The organism is Variovorax sp. V213, assembly GCF_041154455.1.
Lineage (GTDB): Bacteria > Pseudomonadota > Gammaproteobacteria > Burkholderiales > Burkholderiaceae_C > Variovorax.
On the sequence record NZ_AP028664.1, the window covers coordinates 4394847 to 4415849 of the forward strand.

Below are 21003 nucleotides of genomic sequence, written 5' to 3' on the forward strand. Positions count from 1 at the left end.
AGATTGTGCCCATGTCCGATATTTCCAGCACCGCCGCCGCCGCGACCCTCAAGAGCCTGCCCACCGACATGGAGCTGGTGCTCAAGGTCATCCCCATGCCGGCCGACTGCAACGCCAACGGCGACATCTTCGGCGGCTGGGTCATGGCGCAGTGCGACCTGGCCGGCTCGGTCATCCCTGCGCGCTATGCCAAGGGGCGCCAGGCCACGGTGGCTGTCAACGAATTCATCTTCAAGCAGCCGGTGCGGCTGGGCGACATTCTTTCGTTCTATTCGAAGCTGGTGCGCATCGGGCGCACCTCGGTCACGGTCACGGTCGAGGTCTTTGCCGAGCGCTTCCGGGCCCAGGGCGAGTACATCAAGGTGACGCAGGCCACCTTCACCTACGTGGCCATCGACGACAACGGCCGGCCGCGGCCCATCGAACAACAGCCCTGAGCGCGATGGCTCACAGCGCCGGGTCGCGCACCCGCTCGAAGCGCTCGAACTCGCGGTTGATCCAGCGCCCGTCGCGCCGCTCGGTGCGGCGGATATAGACGGCCTGCACGATGTCCCGGGTGTAGGCATCGATCTCGATCGGGCCGCGCGGGCTCTCGAGCTTCAGGCCCCGGAAAGCATCCACCAGCCGTTCGCCGCCGAGGCCGCCGCGCGCGGCGGGCGAACTCATCGCGGCGTCGGTGGCGGCGAGCGCATCGTGGGCTGCCACGGCGAAATAGCCGGGCCGCAGATGGCTGCCGTATTCGGTTTCGAAAACCCCGGTGAAGCGGCGGTTGGCCGCGGACTCGTGGGCGAATGAATAGTGGTGGCTGGTCACCAGGCCATCGGCCAGTTCGCCGATGCCTTCGAGGTAGTGGTCGTCGGTGGCGTCGCCGGTGGCGAGCAGGCGGATGCCGGTATCGGCCATGCCGCGGTCGCGCCAGAACTTGAGAAAGGTCGTCGGCATCTGCCCCGAAGGCAGGAAGAAGAACACCGCCTGCGGCTTGAGCTCGCGCAGGCGCAGCATGTAGGCCGAATAGTCGAGCGTAGCGAGCGGCACCCGGAGCATGGCGCCGACCTGGCCGCCGCCAGCGGTGATGCCCGCGACAAAGGTGCTTTCCGCATCGACGCCCGAGGCGTAGTCGGCCACCACGGTGCAGACGTTGCGCAGGCCTTGCTGGAGCGCCCAGCTTGCCAGCGGCAGCGTGACCTGGGCGATGGTGAACGACACCCGCACCGCAAAAGGACAGCGCGCCGTGAGGCCCGAAGAGGCCGCATTCATCACGAGCAAAGGCACCTTGGCCTGCGTGGCCACGGCGCCGACGGCATAGGCGTTGGAGCTGAAGTCCAGCCCCGCCAGCAGGTCGACCCGTTCGCTCTCGACCAGGTCTTGCGCATGGCGGCGTGCCTGCTCGGGCGCACTGCCCGGCACGTCGCGGCGCAGCAGCTCGACCGGGCGCCCTGCGATCTGCTGGTTGTGTGCGGCAAGCCAGACCGACATGCCGGCATCGAACTGGCGGCCGCCGCCCGCATAGGGGCCGGACCAGGAGCCGATGAGCCCGATGCGCAGGGGGCGCACGCGCGCCAAGGCCAGGGAAGGCGCCGCCAGGGTGCCCGCGAGCATCCCCAACGTACGCCGGCGCGCAAGGTCGATTGCTACTTTTTCAGTAGCTTCACACGCCGGCTGGACGGGCGTTTCAAGCGATCTTTTCTCGAAGACTTGCACGCGGGACAGTGTACGCGGGCACTGTCTTCGGGCCAACGCGGAGAGCCCCTCATCCATCAGACCTTCGAGAAATCCGGCTTGCGCTTCTCCATGAAGGCGCCGAAAGCCTCCTTGGCAGCGGGTTCGCGCAGCATGCGGCCGAAGCTCGCGCCCTCTTCGCCCATGCGCTCGAGCACGGCGGGCATCTGGGCCTTCTTCAGCAGGCGCTTGGTCTCGACCAGCGCGCTCAGCGGCTTGGCCGCGAGCTTGCGGGCCTGCACCTGCGCGATGGCATTGGCTTCGGTCGGCGGCACGATGCGGTTGACCAGGCCCACTTCGAGCGCGGCCTCGGCCATGAAGGGCTCGCCCAGCAGCAGCGCCTCGGCCGCACGATGGTAGCCCAGCATCTGCGGCACCAGCAGGCTCGACGCCGCTTCGGGGCACAGGCCCAGGTTCACGAAGGGCATCGAGAAGGCCGCGTTGTCGCCCGCGTAGACCAGGTCGCAATGGAACAGCATCGTGGTGCCGATGCCCACGGCCGGGCCGCAGACGGCCGCGACGATGGGCTTGGGGAAGGTCGCGATGCCGCGCAGGAAGCGGAACACCGGCGAATCCTGGCCGGCGGGCGGCGCATTGAGAAAGTCGCCGATGTCGTTGCCCGCGCTGAAGATCGTCGGGTCGCCCTGGATCAGCACGCAGCGCACGGCCGCATCGCTCTCGGCCGCAGCCAGTGCGTCGGCCAGTTCGGCGTACATGCTGCTGGTGATCGAGTTCTTCTTGTCGACGCGGTTGAAGGTCAGGGTCATCACACCGGCTTCGGTGTGGACGAGGATGTCGGTCATGGGAATGGTCCTTGGATAAAACGGGTGATGGCAGCGATCAGGCGTCGAGGGCTTCGCGCACGAAATCCAGGCGGTCCTGGCCCCAGAACATCTGGTCGCCGACGAACATGGTGGGCGCGCCGAACACGCCGCGCTCCACCGCCTCTTGCGTGACGGCTTTCAGGCGGTCTTTCACTTCCTGCGAGCCGGCCAGCGCCAGCAAGGCGGCAGCGTCGAAGCCCGCATTTTGAAGCACGGCGCCAACGATGGCGGGGTCGTTCATGTTCTTCGGTTCGACCCACATCGCATCGAAAATGGCGTCGACGTAAACGCCGAAGCGCGCCGGCTCCTTCATCTGGATGCCCGTGGCGCCGCGCATCAGCAGCAGCGTGTTGATGGGGAAATGCGGGTTGTGCACGAAGGGCACGCCGTAGCGCCTGGCAAAACGCTGCAGGTCGATGGTCATGTACGGCGCCTTGAGCACGATCTCCGCCGGCGAACGGTTGCCCGTGGCCTGGAACACGCCGCCAAGCAGCATGGGCTTCCAGACCAGTTGCGCGCCGGTGTCGGCGCATATGTGCGGCAGTTGCGTGGCGGCCAGGTAGGCGGCGGGGCTGCCGAAGTCGAAATAGAAGTCGACGGATTGGGTCATGGGTGTCTCCTTGTTGCGCACAAGGCAACGAGCCGGCATCTCAGAACTTCTCGGACCAGGGACGCAGGTCCAGCTCGTGCGTCCAGGCGTCGCGCGGCTGCGAATGCAGCATCCAGTAGCTGTCGGCAATGTGCTCGGGGTTCAGGATGCCGTCGCTTTCCTTCAGTGCGTAGCGCTCGGGAAAGTTGCTGCGGATGAACTCGGTGTCGATGGCGCCGTCGACCACCACGTGCGCCACGTGAATGCCCTGCGGGCCCAGCTCGCGCGCCATCGACTGCGCCAATGCGCGCAGTGCCATCTTCGCGCCCGAGAAGGCGCCGAAGTTGGCCGCGCCGCGCAGAGATGCCGTGGCGCCGGTGAAGATGATCGTGCCGCGATGCCCGCCCTTTGGCAGTTCTCGCGCCACCATGCGCTTTCCCACTTCGCGCCCGTTGAGAAAACCCGAGAAGCAGGCCATCTCCCACACCTTGAAGTACTTGCGCGCGGTCTCGGTCAGGATGCTCTCGGGCACGTTGGCGCCGATGTTGAACACCATCACCTCGATCGGGCCCACGGTCGATTCGATCTGCTCGACGAGCGCGACCACTTCTTCTTCCTTGCGCGCGTCGCAGGCAAAGGCATGGCCGCGGCCGCCGTCGGCCTCGATCTGCGCGATCAGCGGCTGCAGCTTGTCGAGGCTGCGCCGCGTGACGCAGGCGGCGAACCCCTCGCGCGCGAAGCGGCGTGCAATGGCCCCGCCGGTGGCGTCGCCCGCTCCGACGATGAGTGCGGTCTTTTGCATGGGGCGTCTCGCTATTCTTTGTAGTAGACGATCTGATTGGAAGTCGCGAGCAACGTGCCCTTCTCGCTCCACAGATGCGCCGTCTGGTCGAAGAAGCCGTTGAAGAACTGCTGCCCCACCGCCCGGCCGAGCAGGTAACCCGTGCCGACCTCGGCCAGCTGCGCCGGCCCGGCATGGAAGTAGGTGGTGATCGACACCGTGCCCGCCGGCACATGCTTGGCGCGGCGCAGCCAGACGCGCGGATAGAACGTGTCGCTCATCGCGGCCAGCGAGCAAAAGTCGAGCGGCCGCGCCTGCGCGTCGCGCAGCCAGAGCCGGGACTCGCTGTGATGCAGGCTGTCGTCCCACTTCGCGGGAATGCCGCCGCTGAACGGCCGCATCTCGTACCGGTCGAGCCAGGCGACGCCCGACGGCCCGATGCTGAGACGCTCGACCGTTTCGGGGTTGGGCGCCTCGGGCATCGGCATGTCGCTTGCGCCCCAGGTGTCGCGCCGCGCGGCCGTGACCACGGTGGCGGTGGTCGTCATGTTCGGCATCCCGCCCGCGTTGCCCTGTGTGATCTGCACGGTCCAGTGCTGGGTCGAACGGTTGGTGCGCACGGCCGTGGCCTGCACGTCGAACGGACCGGCTTCGAGCGCGGCCGCAAAGTTCACGGTCAGCGCAATGGGCGTGCCCAGCAGGTCCGGATGCCGCAACACCGCCTGCAGTGCAATGGCCGCGGTGGCGCCGCCAAAGGGTCCGACCATGTTCCAGTAGTCCGGACTGGTGGCGCCGGTGAAGTGGCCGACGCGGATGTCGCTGTGTTGCAGCGCGATGGCTTTGTCGAATGGGTGCGTGCTCATGGTTGCAGTGTGCCTCCGGTGAATGGCATCACGCAGTCGTGTGCGGGACGCTGGCTTGCTGCACCGCAGTAAGTGCCGCCAGCCGGTGCAGCTTGTCAAGCATGCTTGGCCAGAGGCTGCTCTTGAACTGTTCGCGGAAGAAGCCGAAGTGGCCGATGCGCCGCGCCTGCACGTCGGCCGGCGCGATGCGCTCGACCGCGCTCGGCGCGCCCGCGTAGAAGCTCACGAGGCTTTCGGTGCCCGCGAGCGTCATGAGTTCGTCGTCGGTGATCGACAGCGCGAGCACCGGAAAGCGCACGCGCCCGTAGCTCTGCAAGGCCCGCTCGCCTTCGGCGCCGAGGCTGTAGCGCGGGTTCAGGCACCAGCGCCGCCACTGCAGGATCACGCCGCGCGGCAGGTCGCCGACCTTCTTGAGCCTGCGGCCCGGAAAGTAGCCGCACAGCCGAGTGACCAGCGGCACCAGCACGAACCAGAAGTAGAGGATGCTGCGCTTGAGCTTTGGCGCGTTCTCGCGCCAGTAGCCGCTGCCAGCGGCGATGCTGACGAGGCCGTCGACCTGCTCGGGCCGCTGCAGGAACCCCGGCAGCTGCGCACCGAGGCTGTGGCCCAGCAGGTAGAGCGGCTGTCCGGACAACGCAGCTTTCGCGGCATCGATCACTGCTTCATAGTCGCGCGCCCAGTCGAACAGGTCGGCCTCGAAACCACGCAACGAGGCACCGTTGCGCGAATCGCCCGAGCCGCGGTAGTCGAACGTCCAGACGCTCAGGCCCTGATGGGCGAGCCATTGCGCGAAGGGTTCGTAGAACGACTGCCGCACGCCCATGGCACCGCCGATGACGATGCTGGCGCGGGCTTCGCCGGCCGGCTCGTAGCGGCGCACGGCCAATTGCACGCTATCGTCGACTGGGAGCTGCTGCATCTGCATTGAAGTTGTCTCCTTCGTTTTTCGAACCATCGACCGCAACCTTTCCGGCGTAGCGAGCGGGATGAGATGCAAGGCGCGGGTGGCGGAAAACCGGAGCGGCCTTCAGGGTCGTGAGGATTTTCCGACGGGCTCCGCAACGCCGCAGACCGCCCGCGCAGTAGCCGCGTCCCTACACGCGTTCGAAGATGCCCGCTGCTCCCTGCCCCATGCCCACGCACATCGTGACCATGCCGTACTTCAGGTTCTCGCGCCGCAGCGCATGTACCACCGTGGCCGTGCGAATGGCGCCGGTGGCGCCGAGCGGATGGCCCAGCGCAATCGCGCCGCCCATCGGGTTGACCTTGCTCGGGTCGAGTCCCAGCGTGTTGATGACGGCGAGCGATTGCGCGGCGAAGGCTTCGTTGAGTTCGAACCAGTCGATGTCCTCGTGCTTGAGCCCCGCATAGCGCAGCGCGGCCGGAATGGCCTCGATAGGACCGATGCCCATGATGTGCGGCGGCACGCCCTTGCTCGCAAAGCTCACGAAGCGCGCGAGCGGCGTGAGGCCGTATTGCTTGACCGCCTTCTCGCTTGCGAGGATGAGCGCGCCCGCGCCGTCGGAAGTCTGCGAGCTGTTGCCAGCCGTGACGGTGCCGCGCGCGGCGAACACGGTACGCAGCTTGGCCAGGCCTTCGAGGCTGGTGTCGGGGCGCGCGCCTTCGTCGAGATTCACCGTGCGCGTCTTCGCGATCGACTCGCCGGTCTCGAGGTTCGGCGTGCGGTCGGTCACTTCGATGGGGGTGATCTCGTCCGTGAACTTGCCGGCCTTCTGCGCGGCCAGCGCCTTCTTGTGCGAGGCGAGCGCAAATTCGTCCTGCGCCTCGCGGCTCACCTTCCACTGCTGCGCGACTTTTTCGGCCGTGAGGCCCATGCCGTAGGCAATGCCCACGTCGCCTTCACGCTCGAAGATCGAGGGCGACAGCGACGGCGAGTTGCCCATCATCGGCACCATGCTCATGCTTTCGACCCCGGCCGCGATCATCACGTCGGCCTCGCCGACGCGGATGCGGTCCGCCGCCATCTGCACGGCCGAAAGACCCGAGGCGCAGAAGCGGTTCACGGTGATGCCGCCAATGCTCGTGGGCAAGCCCGCCAGCACCGCGCCGATGCGCGCGACGTTCAGGCCCTGCTGCGATTCGGGAATCGCGCAGCCGCAGATGATGTCTTCAATGGCCTTGGGGTCGAGGCCAGGCACGGCGGCGAGTGCAGCCTTCAGCGTGGTCGCGAGCAGGTCGTCGGGGCGGTAGTTGCGGAAGTAGCCGCGGTGCGACTTGCCGATCGGGGTGCGGGTGGCGGAGACGATGTAGGCGTCTTGGATTTGTTTCATGGCTCTTCAGTCCTTGTATCTTGTCTTGCTCATTCGTCCGATGCGACGATGGTTGGCTGTCTTGCTCCCTCTCCCACTCGCGGGAGAGGGGAGCAGACATGCCAGCGTCCTCTTTCATGGTCTGGGCCTGATCAGTTCCGCACCGGCTTCCCCGTGCTCAGCATCCCCATGATCCGCTCCTGCGTCTTCGGATGCACGATGAGCGAGCAGAACGCCTTGCGTTCCAGCGCCATCAGGTATTCCTCGGTCACGAGCGAGCCCGCGTCCACGTCGCCGCCGGTCACCACGTTGGCGATCAGGCTCGCGATATGGAAGTCGTGCGCGCTGATGAAACCGCCGTCGCGCATGTTGACGAGTTGCCCCTTGATGGTCGCGGCGCCACTTCGGCCCGCCACACGGAAGCTGCGGCGCAGCGGTGCACGGTAGCCGGCATCGGCCATCGCCTTGGCCTGCTGCAGCGCTACGTAGAGCAGCTCGTCCTTGTTCGGCACGATCACGTCGCTATCGAGCAGGTAGCCGAGCTTCTTCGAGTCGAGCGCGCCGGTACCGACCTTGGCCATCGCCGCGGCGGTGAAGCCTTCGGTCAGGAACGGCAGCAGGTCGGTGCCGGTGGAGGCCGCTGCGTTCTCGGCCGCACGGCGTGCGATGTACGTCAGGCCGCCCGCGCCCGGGATCAGGCCCACGCCCACTTCGACCAGGCCGATGTAGCTTTCCATCGCCGCCACGCGCTTGGCCGAATACACGGCCAGTTCGCAACCGCCGCCCAGCGCCATGCCGCGCACGGCCGACACCACGGGCACGCTGGCGTAGCGGATCTTGAGCATCACGTTCTGCAGCTCTTCTTCCGCGCCTTCGACCGCGCCGATGCCCGCGACCACGAAGGCCGGCAGCATCGCCTGCAGATCGGCGCCGACCGAGAACATCTCGTCGGGCGACCAGATCACCAGGCCCTTGTATTCGGCTTCGGCCAGGTCGACCGCGGCTCCCAGCGCTTCGGCCACATCGGGGCTGATGGCATGCATCTTCGAATGGATGCTCGCGATGAGCACCTCGCCGTCGAGCGTCCAGACGCGCACGTCGCCTTCGTCGCTGATCGTGATGCCGGCGGTGTTGGCATCGGTCGCGTTGGCACCAAGCACGCTCTCGGGGAACAGCTGGCGGTCGTGCACCGGCAGCCTGCGCTGCGGCACGAACTTGTTCTGCGAGGCGCTCCATGAGCCTTCGGCCGTGTGCACACCGCCGGCCTTGGCCACCGGGCCTTCGAACACCCACTTCGGCAGCGGCGCGGTGCTCAGCGCCTTGCCGGCGTCGATGTCTTCCTGTACCCACTTGGCGACCTGCGCCCAGCCGGCCTCCTGCCAGAGCTCGAATGGGCCCTGCTTCATGCCGAAGCCCCAGCGCATCGCAAAGTCGATGTCGCGCGCGCTCTCGGCAATGCTGGCCAGGTGCACGGCGGCGTAGTGAAAGCTGTCGCGCAAGATGGCCCAGAGGAACTGGCCCTGCGGTCCCTCGCTCTCGCGCAGCAGCTTCAGGCGTTCGCCCGCGGGCTTCTTGAGCATGCGGCCATACACCTCGTCGGCCTTGGCGCCGGCCGGCACGTAGTCGCCGCTCTGGAGGTCGAAACGCAGGATGTCGCGGCCCACCTTCTTGAAGAAGCCGGCCTTGGTCTTCTGGCCCAGGTTGCCCAGCTCGAGCAGCTTCGCGAGCACCGGCGGCGTCGCGAAGTTGGCGTAGAACGGATCGGTCTCGGCGTCGAGGTTGTCCTGCAGCGTCTTCACGACGTGAGCCATGGTGTCGAGGCCCACCACGTCGGCGGTGCGGAAGGTGCCCGAGCTCGCGCGGCCCAGCTTCTTGCCGGTGAGGTCGTCCACCACGTCGGGCGTGAGGCCGAACTTCTCGACCTCCTTCAGCGTGGCCAGCATGCCGGCGATGCCGACGCGGTTGGCGATGAAGTTGGGCGTGTCGTGCGCGCGCACCACGCCCTTGCCGAGGGTGCTGGTGACAAAAGCCTCGAGGTCGTCGAGCACCTGCGGCTCGGTGGTGGGCGTGTTGATCAGCTCCACCAGGAACATGTAGCGCGGCGGGTTGAAAAAATGAATGCCGCAGAAGCGCGGCTTCAGCGCTTCGGGCAGTGCCTCGCTGAGCTTGGTGATCGACAGGCCCGAGGTGTTGGACGCCAGGATCGAGTGCTTCGAAACGTGCGGCGCGATCTTCTTGTACAGATCGAGCTTCCAGTCCATGCGCTCTGCGATGGCTTCGATGATGAGGTCGCATTCGCCGAGCTTGGCAAGATCGTCGTCGTAGTTGGCCTGCTCGATCAACACCGCGTCGGCCACGTCGCCGAGCGGCGCGGGCTTGAGCTTTTTGAGATTGTCGATGGCGCGCGTGACGATGCCGTTCTTCGGGCCTTCTTTTGCGGCCAGGTCGAACAGCACCACCGGCACGCGCACGTTCACGAGATGGGCAGCAATCTGCGCGCCCATCACGCCGGCGCCGAGCACGGCGACCTTTTTCACTTGAAATCGGGACATGTTGATTGGTATTTCTTGGATTGAAAACGCGGGCGGCCTACTGGACACGATTCCAGGTCTGGGTCCGCCAGAAAGGGCCCAGGTAGCCGCGCACTTCGAGCCTCTTGCCGCCGTCGATGGGCGTGAAGCTCGCGCGGTATTCCTTGCCGTTCTCGGGGTCGAGGATCTTTCCGCCTTCCCAGACGTCCTTGCCTTCGGCCTTCTTGCCGCCGCGGATGATGTCGAGCCCGGTGATGGGCTTGCCCTTGCGGTCGTCGCTGCATTCATCGCAGATCGCGTCGGGCTTGCCGTCCTTCTTCAGCGACTTTTCGATGCGGCCGATGAGCGCGCCGTTGGCTTCGCCGATGCGGATCTCCGCCTTGGCCTCGCCGGTCTTGTCGTCGACGTTGCGCCACAGCCCCACCGGGGTCAGGGCCGTGCCCTGGGCCATGGCCGTGACCGAGGCGGCGGCGAGGACGATGGCTGCAAGCATCGATTTCATGAACGGGCTCCCGGTTGGACGATGAAAGAAGACAGCGGCCTCAAGCCAGCGCTGCATCGGTGTCCATCAACACCTTGCTGCCGGCTCGCGCGGTGCGCATCAGCGTCGCGGTCTCGGGGAACAGCTTGGCGAAATAGAAGCGCGCGGTCTGCAGCTTGGCAACATAGAACGGGTCGGTGTTGCCGGCGGCAATTTCGCGCAGCGCCACCTGGGCCATGCGGGCGAACAGGTAGCCGAACACGAAGTGGCCGGCCACGCGCAGGTAGTCCACTGCGGCGGCGCCCACCTCGTCGGGGTTCTGGAAGCCCTTGAAGCCGATTTCGGTCGTGAACTTGGTGAGCTGGTCGCCCAGCATCGCGATCGGGTTGATGAACTCGGCCATCTTCTCGTTCACGCCTTCTTCTTCCACCAGCTTGGCCACGAGCTTGCCGAACTTCTTGAGCGACGCGCCGTTGTTGCCCAGCACCTTGCGGCCCAGCAGGTCCAGCGACTGGATGGTGTTGGTGCCTTCATAGATCATGTTGATGCGGTTGTCGCGCACGAACTGCTCCATGCCCCATTCCTTGATGAAGCCGTGGCCGCCGAACACCTGCATGCACGAATTGGTCGCGATGTGGCCGTTGTCGGTGATGAAGGCTTTGACGATGGGCGTGAGCAGCGCAACCAGTTCGCCCGAGTCCTTGCGCACCTTCTCGTCGGGGTGGTTGTGTTCCTTGTCGAGCAGCAGCGTGCAGAAGATCTGCAGCGCGCGGCCGCCTTCTGCGTAAGCCTTGGCGGTGAGCAGCATCTTGCGCACGTCGGGGTGCACGATGATCGGGTCGGCTTCCTTGTCCTTGGCCTTGACGCCGGAGAGCGAACGCATCTGCGTGCGGTCCTTGGCGTAGGCCAGCGCATTCTGGTAGGCCACTTCGGTCAGGCCGAGCGACTGGTTGCCCACGCCCAGGCGCGCGGCGTTCATCATCACGAACATCGCGGCCAGGCCCTTGTTGGGCTCGCCCACCAGCGTGCCGGTGGCGCCTTCGATCACGATCTGCGCGGTGGCGTTGCCGTGGATGCCCATCTTGTGCTCCAGGCCGGCGCAGAAGATCGGGTTGCGCTCGCCGAGCGAGCCGTCGGCCTTGACCTTGAACTTCGGCACCACGAACAGGCTGATGCCCTTGCTGCCCTTGGGCGCATCGGGCAGGCGGGCCAGCACCAGGTGAATGATGTTGCTCGTCATGTCGTGCTCGCCGGCCGAGATGAAGATCTTGCTGCCGGTGATGCGATAGGTGCCGTCAGGCTGCGGCTCGGCCTTGGTGCGCAAGAGGCCCAGGTCGGTGCCGCAGTGCGGTTCGGTCAGGCACATGGTGCCGGTCCATTCGCCGCTCGTGAGCTTGGGCAGGTAGGTCTTCTTCTGTTCGTCGGTGCCGTGAGCCGCCAGGGCTTCGTACGCGCCGTGCGACAGGCCCGGGTACATGGTCCAGGCCTGGTTGGCGCTGTTGAGCATTTCGAACAGGCACTGGTTCACCACGAAAGGCAAGCCCTGGCCGCCGAAGGCCGGGTCGCACGACAGCGCGGGCCAGCCGCCTTCGACGTACTTGGCGTAGGCGTCCTTGAAGCCCTTCGGCGTCTTGACTTCGTGCGTGGTCTTGTCGAGCTTGCAGCCCTCTTCGTCGCCGCTGATGTTGAGCGGAAAAGTCACCTCGGCGGCGAACTTGCCGGCCTCTTCGATCACAGCGTTGATGGTGTCGGCATCGGTCTCGGCATGGGCCGGAAGCGCCTTGAGTTCATCGGCGACGTTGAGCACTTCGTGCAGCACGAACTGCATGTCGCGTACGGGTGGGTTGTAAGTAGGCATCCGGAACTCTCCTGGTCGAAAACTGGAAAAAAAGAAAAGGGAAGAACGAAAAAAAGGGGGCTCAGCGCACCGGCTTGAGCCGGCGGGAAGCGGAAGGCTTGGCCTTGGCGGCGGCTGCTTCGGCCGGCGGCGCTTCAGGTGTGGCGCTGCGCGCGAGGATGTTGTCGAAGCCGACGTTGGCGCGGCCAATGGAACCCGGCACCTGCAGAAAGCGCGCTTCGTAGTGCAGCGCGAGGATCAGACCGTGGATCTCGAAAGCGAGTTGGCGCTCGTCGGCGTCGGCGCGCAGATGGCCTTCACTCTTGGACTGCACGATGGCGCGCAGGACGGCCGCCTGCCAGATGCTGACCGACTCCACCAGCGCATCGCGCACCGGGCCGGGACGGTCGTCGAATTCGGAAGCGCCGCTGATGTAGATGCAGCCCGAGTCGATTTCAGCCGAGGTGCGCTTCATCCAATTGGCGAACATGGCGCGCAACCGCGGCAGGCCGCGCGGCGCCTCGAGGGCCGGAAAAAACACCTCTTGCTCGAAGCGAGCGTGATACTCGCGCACCACCGAGATCTGCAGTTCCTCGCGCGAGCCGAAGTGGGCGAACACGCCCGACTTGCTCATCTTCGTGATTTCGGCCACGGCGCCGATCGACAGGCCTTCGAGCCCGATCTGCGCTGCCAGCGCCAGCGCCGCGTCGACGATGACGGCCTTGGTCTGCTGGCCCTTCTGGGCGGCGCGGACCGGCTTGGCGGGAACGGCATTGACGGACATCGTTGAAGCTCCGAATAAAACGAACGGTCGTTCTATTTTGCAGGCGCTTTGCGATTTTGGCTGTCAATGTCCTTCTGCAGTTGAAGGTTAATCGATGCGGGGCGGGGCCGCCACTGCCCCGCCCGGATCAGAACTCCTGCGAAACGGGCCGGAGCACCACCTCGTTGATGTCCACGTCCGCAGGCTGCTCCACAGCGTAGACCACGGCGCGCGCCACCGAGTCCGCGGGAATCTGGTTGGCCTCGTAGAACGCCTTCACGCCGGCCGCGCTTTCGGCGTCGCTGCTGCCGAACTTCAGTTCCGATTCGATCGCGCCGGGGGACACGATGGTCACGCGCACGCCGCTGTTGCCCATTTCAACGCGCAGCCCTTCGGAAATGGCGCGCACCGCGTGCTTGGTCGCGCTGTAGACGGTGCCGATCGGCGTGAACACCTTCAGCCCTGCGATGGACGCCACGTTGACGATGTGACCGCTGCCCTGCGCCTGCATGCGCGGCAGCACCGCGGCAATGCCGTAGAGCACGCCCTTGATGTTGACGTCGATGGTGCGGTCCCACTCGTCGACCTTGAGCTTCTCGATCGGCGACAGCGGCATCACGCCGGCGTTGTTGACCAGCACGTCGATGCGGCCGAAAGCTTCCACAGTGGCGGCCGCGAGTTTGTCCAGATCGGCGCGCTTCGCCACGTCGGTGGCGACGGCAATGGCTTCGCCGCCGGCTTCGCGGATTTCGGCGACCACCTTGTCGAGCCGGTCGGTGCGGCGTGCCGCGAGCACCACCTTTGCGCCGCGCGCGGCCAGGTGGCGCGCGGTCGATTCGCCAAGCCCACTGCTCGCGCCGGTGACGATGGCAACCTTGCCGCGGATGTTGTCTTGAATGGATGTCATGGGAATTCCTTTCGGGTGTTGAAGAAGAAGTGCATGCAGTGTGGAAAATCCACACGTTCCCGTAAATGAAACTCTTGCGACTTCAGAATTCCTTAAACTGGAATAAGCCCCCTCTTGAAAGCACCCATGGCCAACCGTCTCGAAGCCCTGCGCGTGTTCTGTACCGCCGCCGCTGCCGCCAACTTCCGCGAAGCAGCCGCGCGCCTGTCCGTCTCGCCGCAGGTGGTGACGCGCGCGGTGCGCGAGCTCGAGGAAGAACTGGGCGAGCCGCTGTTCCACCGCAGCACGCGCGGCGTGCAGCTCACCGACTTCGGGCGGCAGCTGGCGGAGCGTGCGCGCACGGCAGTGGGCGGCGTCGACGAGCTGTTTCATCAGATAGACCGGCGCACGCTGTCGCAGCATGCGGGCACGGTGCGGGTCACGGCCCCGCACATGTATGCGCGGCTCATACCGCAAGCGCTCGCTCCGCTGCTGGCAACGCACCCCGGGCTGGTGCTCGACCTGCGCCTGTCCGAGCAGCATGCCGACGTGGTGGACGAGCAGATCGACATCGGAGTGCGCGTCGGCCCGATGCGCGACGCGCGCTTCGTCGCGCGGGCCGTCGGAAAAATGCCGCTGCATGTGGTGGCCGCACCGGCGCTCATCGAAAGGGTCGGCACGCCCCAGAGCCTGGATGCGCTTTCGGCGCTGCCACTCACCGCGCTGATCGACCTGAGCTCGGGCCGTCCCTGGCCGTGGGCGTTCAGCAAGCGGCGAGTCGTCACCGTGACGTCACCGGCATTCGTGACTGACGACATCGATGCCGAATGTGCCGCCGTGCTGGCCGGTGTGGGCTTCGGCCAGCTCATTGCGCCGCTGGCCGAACCATGGCTGCAAACGGGCGCGCTGGTGGCCGTGCTGGAGGCCGACGCACCGGAGCCATGGCCGATCAACGTCTACCGCCCGCAGCGCGCGCCGGTGCCCGCGCGCGTGCGGCTGGTGTACGACGAGCTGATCCGGGTCCTGCGCTGAGCGCGTCATGGCGCGCAACAAAAACGGCGCGGCGGGCTCCCGCCCACCACGCCGTTTCTTGTGTGCCTATTTGGCTTAAAGCTTGAAAGGCACCACTTCCTGGCGCTGCTCGCCCAGGCCTTCGATGCCCAGCGTCATCACGTCGCCCTTCTTCAGGTAGAGCGGCGGCTTCATGCCAAGGCCGACGCCGGGCGGCGTGCCGGTGGTGATGACGTCGCCGGGCAAGAGCGTCATGAACTGGCTCAGGTAGCTCACGATCTTGGCGATGCTGAAGATCATGGTCTTGGTGCTGCCGGTCTGCATGCGCTTGCCGTTGAGGTCGAGCCACATCGACAGCTTCTGCGGATTGGGCACTTCGTCGCGCGTCACCAGCCAGGGGCCGATGGGGCCGAAGGTGTCGCAGCCCTTGCCCTTGTCCCAGGTGCCGCCGCGCTCGATCTGGAACTCGCGCTCGCTCACGTCGTTGATGGTGCAGTAGCCGGCCACGAAGTTGAGCGCATCCTTTTGCGAGACGTAGCGCGCGCGCGTGCCAATGACCACGCCGAGTTCGACTTCCCAGTCGCTCTTGACCGAGTTCTTGGGCAGCATGACGGGATCGTTCGGGCCCTGGATGCAGCTGGTCGCCTTCATGAAGACCACCGGCTCCTTCGGAATCGGCAGGCCGGACTCGGCCGCATGGTCGGCGTAGTTCAGGCCGATGGCGATGAACTTGCCGACGTTGGCCACCGGGCTGCCGAAGCGCGGCTTGCCCTTGACCAGCGGCAGCTTATCGACCTTCTGCTTGCGCAGCTTGGCAATGGCGGCGTCGCCGAGCTGCTCGGGCCCGATGTCCTTGACCAGCGCGCTCAGGTCGCGCAGCTGGCCGTTGTCGTCGATGAGGCCGGGCTTTTCCTTGCCGGGATTGCCATAGCGAACGAGTTTCATGTTGTCCTTTCTTGGGAGACTGGTTAGTAAGTGGAGCGGCCGCCGGAGAGGTCGAACACGGCGCCGGTGGAGAACGAGCAATCTTCGGTGCAGAGCCAGCCGACCATCGCGGCCACCTCTTCCACCGTGCCGAAGCGGCCCATGGGAATTTTCGAGAGCATGAACGCGATGTGCTCGGGTGTCATCTGGTCGAAGATGGCGGTCTTCACCGCCGCGGGCGTCACGCAGTTGACGCGGATGCCGGTATCGGCCAGCTCCTTGCCCAGCGACTTGGTGAGCGCAATCACGGCGGCCTTGCTCGCACTGTAGGCGCTGGCGTTCGGGTTGCCTTCTTTTCCGGCCACGGACGCGATGTTCACGATGCGGCCGTAGCCTTGCTTTCGCATCTGCGCCACCACTTCGCGGCAGCACAGGAAGACGCCGTTGATGTTGACGTCCATCACCTGCCGCCAGTCCTCCAACGGGTAGTCCCACAGCTTGACGTTGGGGCCGGTGATGCCGGCGCTGTTGACCAGCGCATCGATGCGCGGCGCATGCGCCAGCGTGGCCGCCACGGCAGCGGCGACCGAAGGCTGCTGCGCCACGTCGACCTTCACCGCGAAGGCCTTGGCACCCAGCGCCGCGCAGGCCTTGGCGGCCGCGGCCTCGTCGCGGTCCCAGAGCGTGACGCTGCCGCCCGAGGCCAGCAGCCGTTCGGCGATGCCGTAGCCCAGGCCCGCCGCGCCACCGGTCACCACGGCATGGCGGCCGGCGAAGTCGAGCTGGTTCATATGGTGAGGCCGCCGTCGACCGTGAAGGCCTGGCCGGTAGCGAACACCGATTCGTCGCTCGCGAGGAACACCACCACGGGTGCAATTTCTTCGGCCTGCGCGAGCCGCCCCATGGGTTGGCGCGCGATGAACGCCTTGCGCGCCGCCTCGGGGTCCTCGTTGGCGTTGATTCGTTCGCCGAGGGAAGGCGTATCGACCGTGCCGGGGCAGACGGCATTGCAGCGGATGCCACGCGTCACGAAGTCGGCCGCCACGCTCTTGGTGAGGCCGAGCACCGCCGCCTTGGTGGTGCCGTACACGAAGCGGTTGGGCAGCCCCTTCATGCTCGAGCAGACGCTCGCCATGTTGATGATGCTGCCGCGCCCGGCCGCCAGCATGCCGGGCAGCGCGGCCTGGATGGTCCAGAACTGCGCGCGCACATTGAGGTTGAACGCGAACTCCAGGTCCTTGTCGGTGGCGTCGAGCGCGGTGCCGTTGTGCACCACGCCGGCGCAGTTGAACAGCACGTCGAGCGCGGGAAGAGTCTTGAAAAACGCGCCGATCGCATCCTTGTCGAGCACGTCGAGCTTCGCCGTGCGCACGTTGGCGACGCCGGCGTAGCGCTCGAGCAGCTTCTCGTTGACGTCGGTGGCCCACACCTGGGCGCCCTCGGCGGCCATGGCGAGCACGCTCGCGTGGCCGATACCTTGTCCGGCCGCCGTGACGAGCGCGGTCTTGCCCTTGAGTCTCATGCATGTCTCCTTGAAAGGTGGAAGCGGCCGTTCAGGGTTTGGCCCGATGGCGACGGCGCGGTACGGATCGTATTCTGAATTGGCCTTACCACTTGTCCAATTCAGGACAACCCTTAACACCTGCCCGTCCCGTGCCGCTCCAGACCGTCGAACCCCAGCGCCTGTACCGCCAGATTGCCGACCAGCTCCGAGGTCTGATCGGCAAGGGCGAATTCGCGGTCGGTGCGCGGCTGCCAGCCGAACGCGACCTGGCCAAGCAGCTTGGCGTGAGCCGGCCTTCGGTACGCGAGGCGCTGATCGCGCTCGAGGTCGAGGGCTGGGTCGAGGTTCGAACGGGTTCGGGCGTGTACGTGCTCGACCGGTCGCATCGCGTGAGCAAGCCGGTGGCGCCCACCGAATGGGGCCCGCTGGAGCTGATTCGCGCGCGCCGCGTGATCGAGGGCGAAACCGCCGCCATTGCAGCCACCATCGGCAAGCGCAAGGACGTCGATGCGATGACGCGCGCCATCGAGACGATGCGCGCCCTTGCCGACCGCGAAATTCTGCCGCTGGAAGGCGACCGCGCGTTTCACCTGGCCATCGTCAACGCCAGCGGCAACATGGTGCTGGTGGAAACGGTGCAGAACTTCTGGGACTCCCGCAACGGACCGATCTTCACGCGGCTGGGCGGCTACTTCGAAACGGTGGCCTCCTGGCGCTCGGCCATTGCCGAGCACGAGGCCATTCGCGACGCGGTGGCCGCGCACGACGCCGAGGCCGCGCGTGCCGCGATGCACGCCCACATGGACAACTCGCACCAACGATTCAGCGCGAGCTGGCGCCGCGCAAAAGCGTCCTGAATCGCCAGCATCCTTCTTCAAATCAATACAACGGAGACAAATCGATGAACAGCAAACGCAACACCCTCAAGGCCATTGCCGCCTGCGCGCTGGCCGCAACGGCGCTGGGCGCCACGGGCATCGCCGGCGCGCAGACCAAGCTCAAGTGGGCGCATGTGTACGAAACCTCGGAGCCGTTCCACAAGTACTCGGTGTGGGCCGCGGAAGAGATCAAGAAGCGCACCAATGGCAGGTACGACATCCAGGTGTTCCCGGCATCGAGCCTCGGCAAGGAGTCGGACATCAACCAGGGCCTCACGCTCGGCACGGTCGACATCGTCCTGACCGGCGCCAGCTTCGCGGGCAACACCTACAAGCCGCTGGCCGTGACCTACTTTCCGTTCATCTTCCGCGACTCGGAGCACCTGCTGAAGTACGCCAGGAGCGACGTGTTCCAGGAGCTTGCCAAGGGCTACGACGAGAAGAGCGGCAACCACATCACGGCGCTCAACTACTACGGTGCGCGCCATGTCACGTCGAGCGCCGCCAAGCCGGTGACCAAGCCCGAAGACATGAAGGGCTTGAAGATCCGCGTGCCCGACGCACCCGCTTACCTGGCCTTTCCCAAGGCGCTGGGCGCCAACGCCACGCCCATCGCGTTCGCCGAGGTCTACCTTGCGCTGCAGAACAACACGGTCGATGCGCAAGAAAACCCGCTGCCCACCATCGAGGCCAAGAAGTTCTTCGAGGTGCAGAAGAACATCTCGCTCACGGGCCACATCATCGACTCGCTGCTGACGGTGACCTCCGGCCAGCTGTGGGGCAAGCTGTCGGCCGACGAGAAGAAGATCTTCACCGAGGTGATGCAGGAAGCCGCCGAAAAGACCGGCCGCGACATCATCGCCTCGGAGGCCCGCCTGACCGAAGAATTCAAGAAGAAGGGCAACAACGTGATCACGGTGGACAAGGCCGCGTTCCGCGAAGCGGTGCTGAAGAACACCAAGCCGACGGATCACGGCTACCGCCAGCAGGATTACGACCGCATCGTGAGCATCAAGTAAACCCCCAGTCTGCGCGCACTTCGTGTCGCTTCGCCCACCCCCTTGCAGGGGGCAACACCAGCGGCCCGGCAAAGCCGGTTCCGCGGTGTTCCTGGAATGGGCCCGCACCCTTTCACGAGACTTGGCATGACCGAACAAAAAATCATTGACGACGAAGGTCACTTCCACGCGGAAGACGAGGTGGTCGACCTTTCGCCGACCATCGCCGAAGGCTGGATCGCGCTCGCGATCTTCTGGATGCTCGGGCTCACGGTGTTCTACCAGTTCGTCACGCGCTACGTGATGAACGACTCGGCCGCGTGGACCGAGGAGGTTGCGCGCTACATGCTGATTGCCGTGGTCTTCATCGGCGCGGCCATCGGCGTGGCGAAGAACAACCAGATCCAGGTCGATTTCTTCTATCGCCACATGCCGGCGGCCATGGGCCGATGGATGTCGCGTGCGGTCGACGTGCTGCGCACCGCCTTCTTCGCCGCCGCCGTGGTCATGACCGTGCAGATGATGCTGAAGATCGGCAACACCACGCGCATGACCATCGTCGACGCACCGATGAACATCGTCTACGGCCTGTGCCTTCTGGGCTTCGTGGCAATGACCTGGCGCTCGATCCAGGTGGCGCGCACTCACTGGAAGCGCAACTACAGCGTGCTCGAACGCCCCGAATCCACCCTCGCCGACCGCTGAGCCCCCCGAGAACATCCGCATGCTGAAAATATTCTTCCTGGTCTTCATGGCGGGCGGCATTCCGGTGGCCGTGGCCATGGCCGGCGCCTCGCTGGCCTACATCCTGGCGAGCGGCAGCCTGCCGCCGTTCGTGGTCATCCACCGCATGGTGAGCGGGATCGACAGCTTCCCTTTGCTGGCGGTGCCCTTCTTCATCCTTGCGGGCAACCTGATGAACAACGCGGGCATCACCACCCGCATCTACAACTTCGCGCTGGCGCTGGTCGGTTGGCTCAAGGGCGGGCTGGGGCATGTGAACGTGCTCGGCTCGGTGATCTTCGCGGGCATGAGCGGCACGGCCATTGCCGATGCCGCGGGCCTGGGCACGATCGAGATCAAGGCCATGAAGGAGCACGGCTATTCGACCGAGTTCGCGGTCGGCGTGACGGCCGCCTCGGCCACGCTGGGCCCGATCATTCCGCCCAGTTTGCCGTTCGTGATCTACGGGATGATGGCCAACGTGTCGGTGGGGGCGCTGTTCCTTGCGGGGGTCCTGCCCGGCGCGCTGCTGGCCATCCTGATGATGCTGACGGTGGCCTACTTCGCCCATCGCAACGGCTGGGGCGGCGACGTCAAGTTTTCGAGCACGCGCTTCTTCAAGGCCATGTGCGAGCTGGCCGTGGTGATCGCCTGGCCGCTCCTGCTGTGGCTCCTGGTGGCCAAGCTGGGCACGCCGCCGCAGCTCACCGTGTTTGCGGGCCTGGCGTCGCTGTTCGTGCTCGACAAGATCTTCAAGTTCGAAGCGCTGCTGCCCATCATGACGCCGGTGCTGCTGATCGGCGGCATGAGCACCGGCCTGTTCACGCCCACCGAGGGCGCCATTGCCGCGTGCGTGTGGGCCATGATTCTCGGCTTCGGCTGGTACAAGACGCTGTCGTGGAAGATGTTCGTCAAGGTCTGCCTCGACACCATCGAGACCACGTCCACCGTGCTTTTCATCGTGGCCGCCGCGTCCATCTTCGGCTGGATGCTCACCGCCACCGGCGTGACCACCGACATTGCGAGCTGGGTGCTGGGCTTCACCAAGGAAGCCTGGGTGTTCCTGCTGCTGGCCAACCTGCTGATGCTGTTCGTGGGCTGCTTCCTGGAGCCCACGGCCGCCATCACCATCCTGGTTCCGATCCTGCTGCCGATTGCAACCCAGCTGGGCGTGAACCCGATCCACTTCGGCCTGGTGATGGTGCTGAACCTCATGATCGGGCTGCTGCATCCGCCGATGGGCATGGTGCTGTTCGTGCTGGCGCGCGTGGCGGGCCTGAGCTTCGAGCGCACGACGATGGCGATCCTGCCGTGGCTGATTCCGCTGCTGCTGGCATTGGTCGTGATCACCTACGTACCGTCATTGGTACTCTGGTTGCCCAGAATGTTCTTCTAATCCCCAACACAACACGAGTTCCACG

General features: G+C 65.8%; 21 protein-coding genes. 6 read left to right on the forward strand and 15 right to left on the reverse strand.

From position 1 onward, the window contains the following. Positions 1-11 precede the first annotated feature (11 nt). Positions 12-437: an acyl-CoA thioesterase gene (locus ACAM55_RS20875; RefSeq protein ID WP_012745975.1), complete on the forward strand. Its 426-nt coding sequence runs from the start codon at positions 12-14 to the stop codon at positions 435-437. A gap of 10 nt (positions 438-447) precedes the next feature. Here the strand turns inward: ACAM55_RS20875 and ACAM55_RS20880 are convergent, their stop codons facing one another. The 12 genes from ACAM55_RS20880 to ACAM55_RS20935 all read right to left on the reverse strand — a co-directional run bounded on the left by ACAM55_RS20880 (position 448) and on the right by ACAM55_RS20935 (position 13565). After that, entirely contained in the window at positions 448-1599 is a 1152-nt protein-coding gene (locus tag ACAM55_RS20880) for an ABC transporter substrate-binding protein (RefSeq protein WP_369653360.1), read from the reverse strand. A 158-nt stretch (positions 1600-1757) separates the two neighbouring features. Then, positions 1758-2522 (reverse strand): enoyl-CoA hydratase, encoded by a 765-nt coding sequence (locus ACAM55_RS20885; protein WP_369653361.1) that lies wholly within the window; start codon positions 2520-2522, stop codon positions 1758-1760. Positions 2523-2559: 37 nt separating this feature from the next. Next, the gene (locus ACAM55_RS20890) at positions 2560-3153 is read right to left on the reverse strand and encodes a 2-hydroxychromene-2-carboxylate isomerase (protein WP_369653362.1); all 594 of its coding nucleotides are present in this window, start codon (positions 3151-3153) and stop codon (positions 2560-2562) included. Positions 3154-3193: 40 nt separating this feature from the next. Continuing rightward, the gene (locus ACAM55_RS20895) at positions 3194-3934 is read right to left on the reverse strand and encodes an SDR family oxidoreductase (RefSeq protein ID WP_369653363.1); all 741 of its coding nucleotides are present in this window, start codon (positions 3932-3934) and stop codon (positions 3194-3196) included. Positions 3935-3945: 11 nt separating this feature from the next. Continuing rightward, positions 3946-4776, reverse strand: a complete 831-nt coding sequence (locus ACAM55_RS20900) for an acyl-CoA thioesterase (protein ID WP_369653364.1) — start codon at positions 4774-4776, stop codon at positions 3946-3948. Between the two features lie 28 nt (positions 4777-4804). Beyond that, on the reverse strand, positions 4805-5701 hold the full coding sequence (locus tag ACAM55_RS20905; protein ID WP_369653365.1) for an alpha/beta fold hydrolase: 897 nt from the start codon (positions 5699-5701) through the stop codon (positions 4805-4807). Positions 5702-5870: 169 nt separating this feature from the next. Continuing rightward, positions 5871-7067 carry an acetyl-CoA C-acyltransferase gene (locus tag ACAM55_RS20910; RefSeq protein ID WP_369653366.1) on the reverse strand — a complete coding sequence of 399 codons (1197 nt, stop codon included), beginning with the start codon at positions 7065-7067 and terminating at the stop codon, positions 5871-5873. Between the two features lie 131 nt (positions 7068-7198). Beyond that, a complete protein-coding gene (locus ACAM55_RS20915; protein WP_369653367.1) occupies positions 7199-9598 on the reverse strand; it encodes a 3-hydroxyacyl-CoA dehydrogenase/enoyl-CoA hydratase family protein in 2400 nt (799 codons plus the stop codon). 37 nt (positions 9599-9635) lie between these two features. Next, entirely contained in the window at positions 9636-10079 is a 444-nt protein-coding gene (locus ACAM55_RS20920) for a DUF2147 domain-containing protein (RefSeq protein ID WP_369653368.1), read from the reverse strand. A gap of 40 nt (positions 10080-10119) precedes the next feature. Further along, positions 10120-11916 (reverse strand): acyl-CoA dehydrogenase C-terminal domain-containing protein, encoded by a 1797-nt coding sequence (locus ACAM55_RS20925; protein WP_369653369.1) that lies wholly within the window; start codon positions 11914-11916, stop codon positions 10120-10122. A gap of 61 nt (positions 11917-11977) precedes the next feature. Continuing rightward, positions 11978-12679, reverse strand: a complete 702-nt coding sequence (locus ACAM55_RS20930) for a TetR/AcrR family transcriptional regulator (RefSeq protein ID WP_369653370.1) — start codon at positions 12677-12679, stop codon at positions 11978-11980. Positions 12680-12806: 127 nt separating this feature from the next. Further along, complete coding sequence (locus ACAM55_RS20935) at positions 12807-13565, reverse strand: SDR family oxidoreductase (protein ID WP_369653371.1); 759 nt, start codon at positions 13563-13565, stop codon at positions 12807-12809. Between the two features lie 126 nt (positions 13566-13691). Here ACAM55_RS20935 and ACAM55_RS20940 point away from each other — a divergent pair, with 126 nt between their 5' ends. Beyond that, on the forward strand, positions 13692-14576 hold the full coding sequence (locus ACAM55_RS20940; RefSeq protein ID WP_369656445.1) for a LysR substrate-binding domain-containing protein: 885 nt from the start codon (positions 13692-13694) through the stop codon (positions 14574-14576). A gap of 75 nt (positions 14577-14651) precedes the next feature. Here ACAM55_RS20940 and ACAM55_RS20945 read toward each other — a convergent pair whose 3' ends face one another. The 3 genes from ACAM55_RS20945 to ACAM55_RS20955 are packed head-to-tail and all read right to left on the reverse strand — an operon-like array spanning position 14652 to position 17001. Beyond that, positions 14652-15500, reverse strand: coding sequence for a fumarylacetoacetate hydrolase family protein (locus tag ACAM55_RS20945; RefSeq protein ID WP_369653372.1), 849 nt, complete (start codon positions 15498-15500; stop codon positions 14652-14654). Between the two features lie 23 nt (positions 15501-15523). After that, positions 15524-16270, reverse strand: coding sequence for an SDR family NAD(P)-dependent oxidoreductase (locus tag ACAM55_RS20950; protein ID WP_369653373.1), 747 nt, complete (start codon positions 16268-16270; stop codon positions 15524-15526). Beyond that, positions 16267-17001 (reverse strand): SDR family oxidoreductase, encoded by a 735-nt coding sequence (locus ACAM55_RS20955; protein ID WP_369653374.1) that lies wholly within the window; start codon positions 16999-17001, stop codon positions 16267-16269. The genes ACAM55_RS20950 and ACAM55_RS20955 overlap by 4 nt, the downstream gene beginning before the upstream one ends. A 131-nt stretch (positions 17002-17132) precedes the next feature. Between ACAM55_RS20955 and ACAM55_RS20960 the strand changes: the two genes are divergently transcribed. The 4 genes from ACAM55_RS20960 to ACAM55_RS20975 all read left to right on the forward strand — a co-directional run bounded on the left by ACAM55_RS20960 (position 17133) and on the right by ACAM55_RS20975 (position 20978). Beyond that, positions 17133-17840 carry a FadR/GntR family transcriptional regulator gene (locus ACAM55_RS20960; RefSeq protein ID WP_369653375.1) on the forward strand — a complete coding sequence of 236 codons (708 nt, stop codon included), beginning with the start codon at positions 17133-17135 and terminating at the stop codon, positions 17838-17840. A gap of 44 nt (positions 17841-17884) precedes the next feature. Beyond that, complete coding sequence (locus tag ACAM55_RS20965; RefSeq protein WP_369653376.1) at positions 17885-18880, forward strand: sialic acid TRAP transporter substrate-binding protein SiaP; 996 nt, start codon at positions 17885-17887, stop codon at positions 18878-18880. 126 nt (positions 18881-19006) lie between these two features. Further along, entirely contained in the window at positions 19007-19564 is a 558-nt protein-coding gene (locus tag ACAM55_RS20970; protein WP_369653377.1) for a TRAP transporter small permease, read from the forward strand. 19 nt (positions 19565-19583) lie between these two features. Next, positions 19584-20978 carry a TRAP transporter large permease gene (locus ACAM55_RS20975; RefSeq protein ID WP_369653378.1) on the forward strand — a complete coding sequence of 465 codons (1395 nt, stop codon included), beginning with the start codon at positions 19584-19586 and terminating at the stop codon, positions 20976-20978. The last annotated feature ends 25 nt before the right edge of the window (positions 20979-21003 follow it).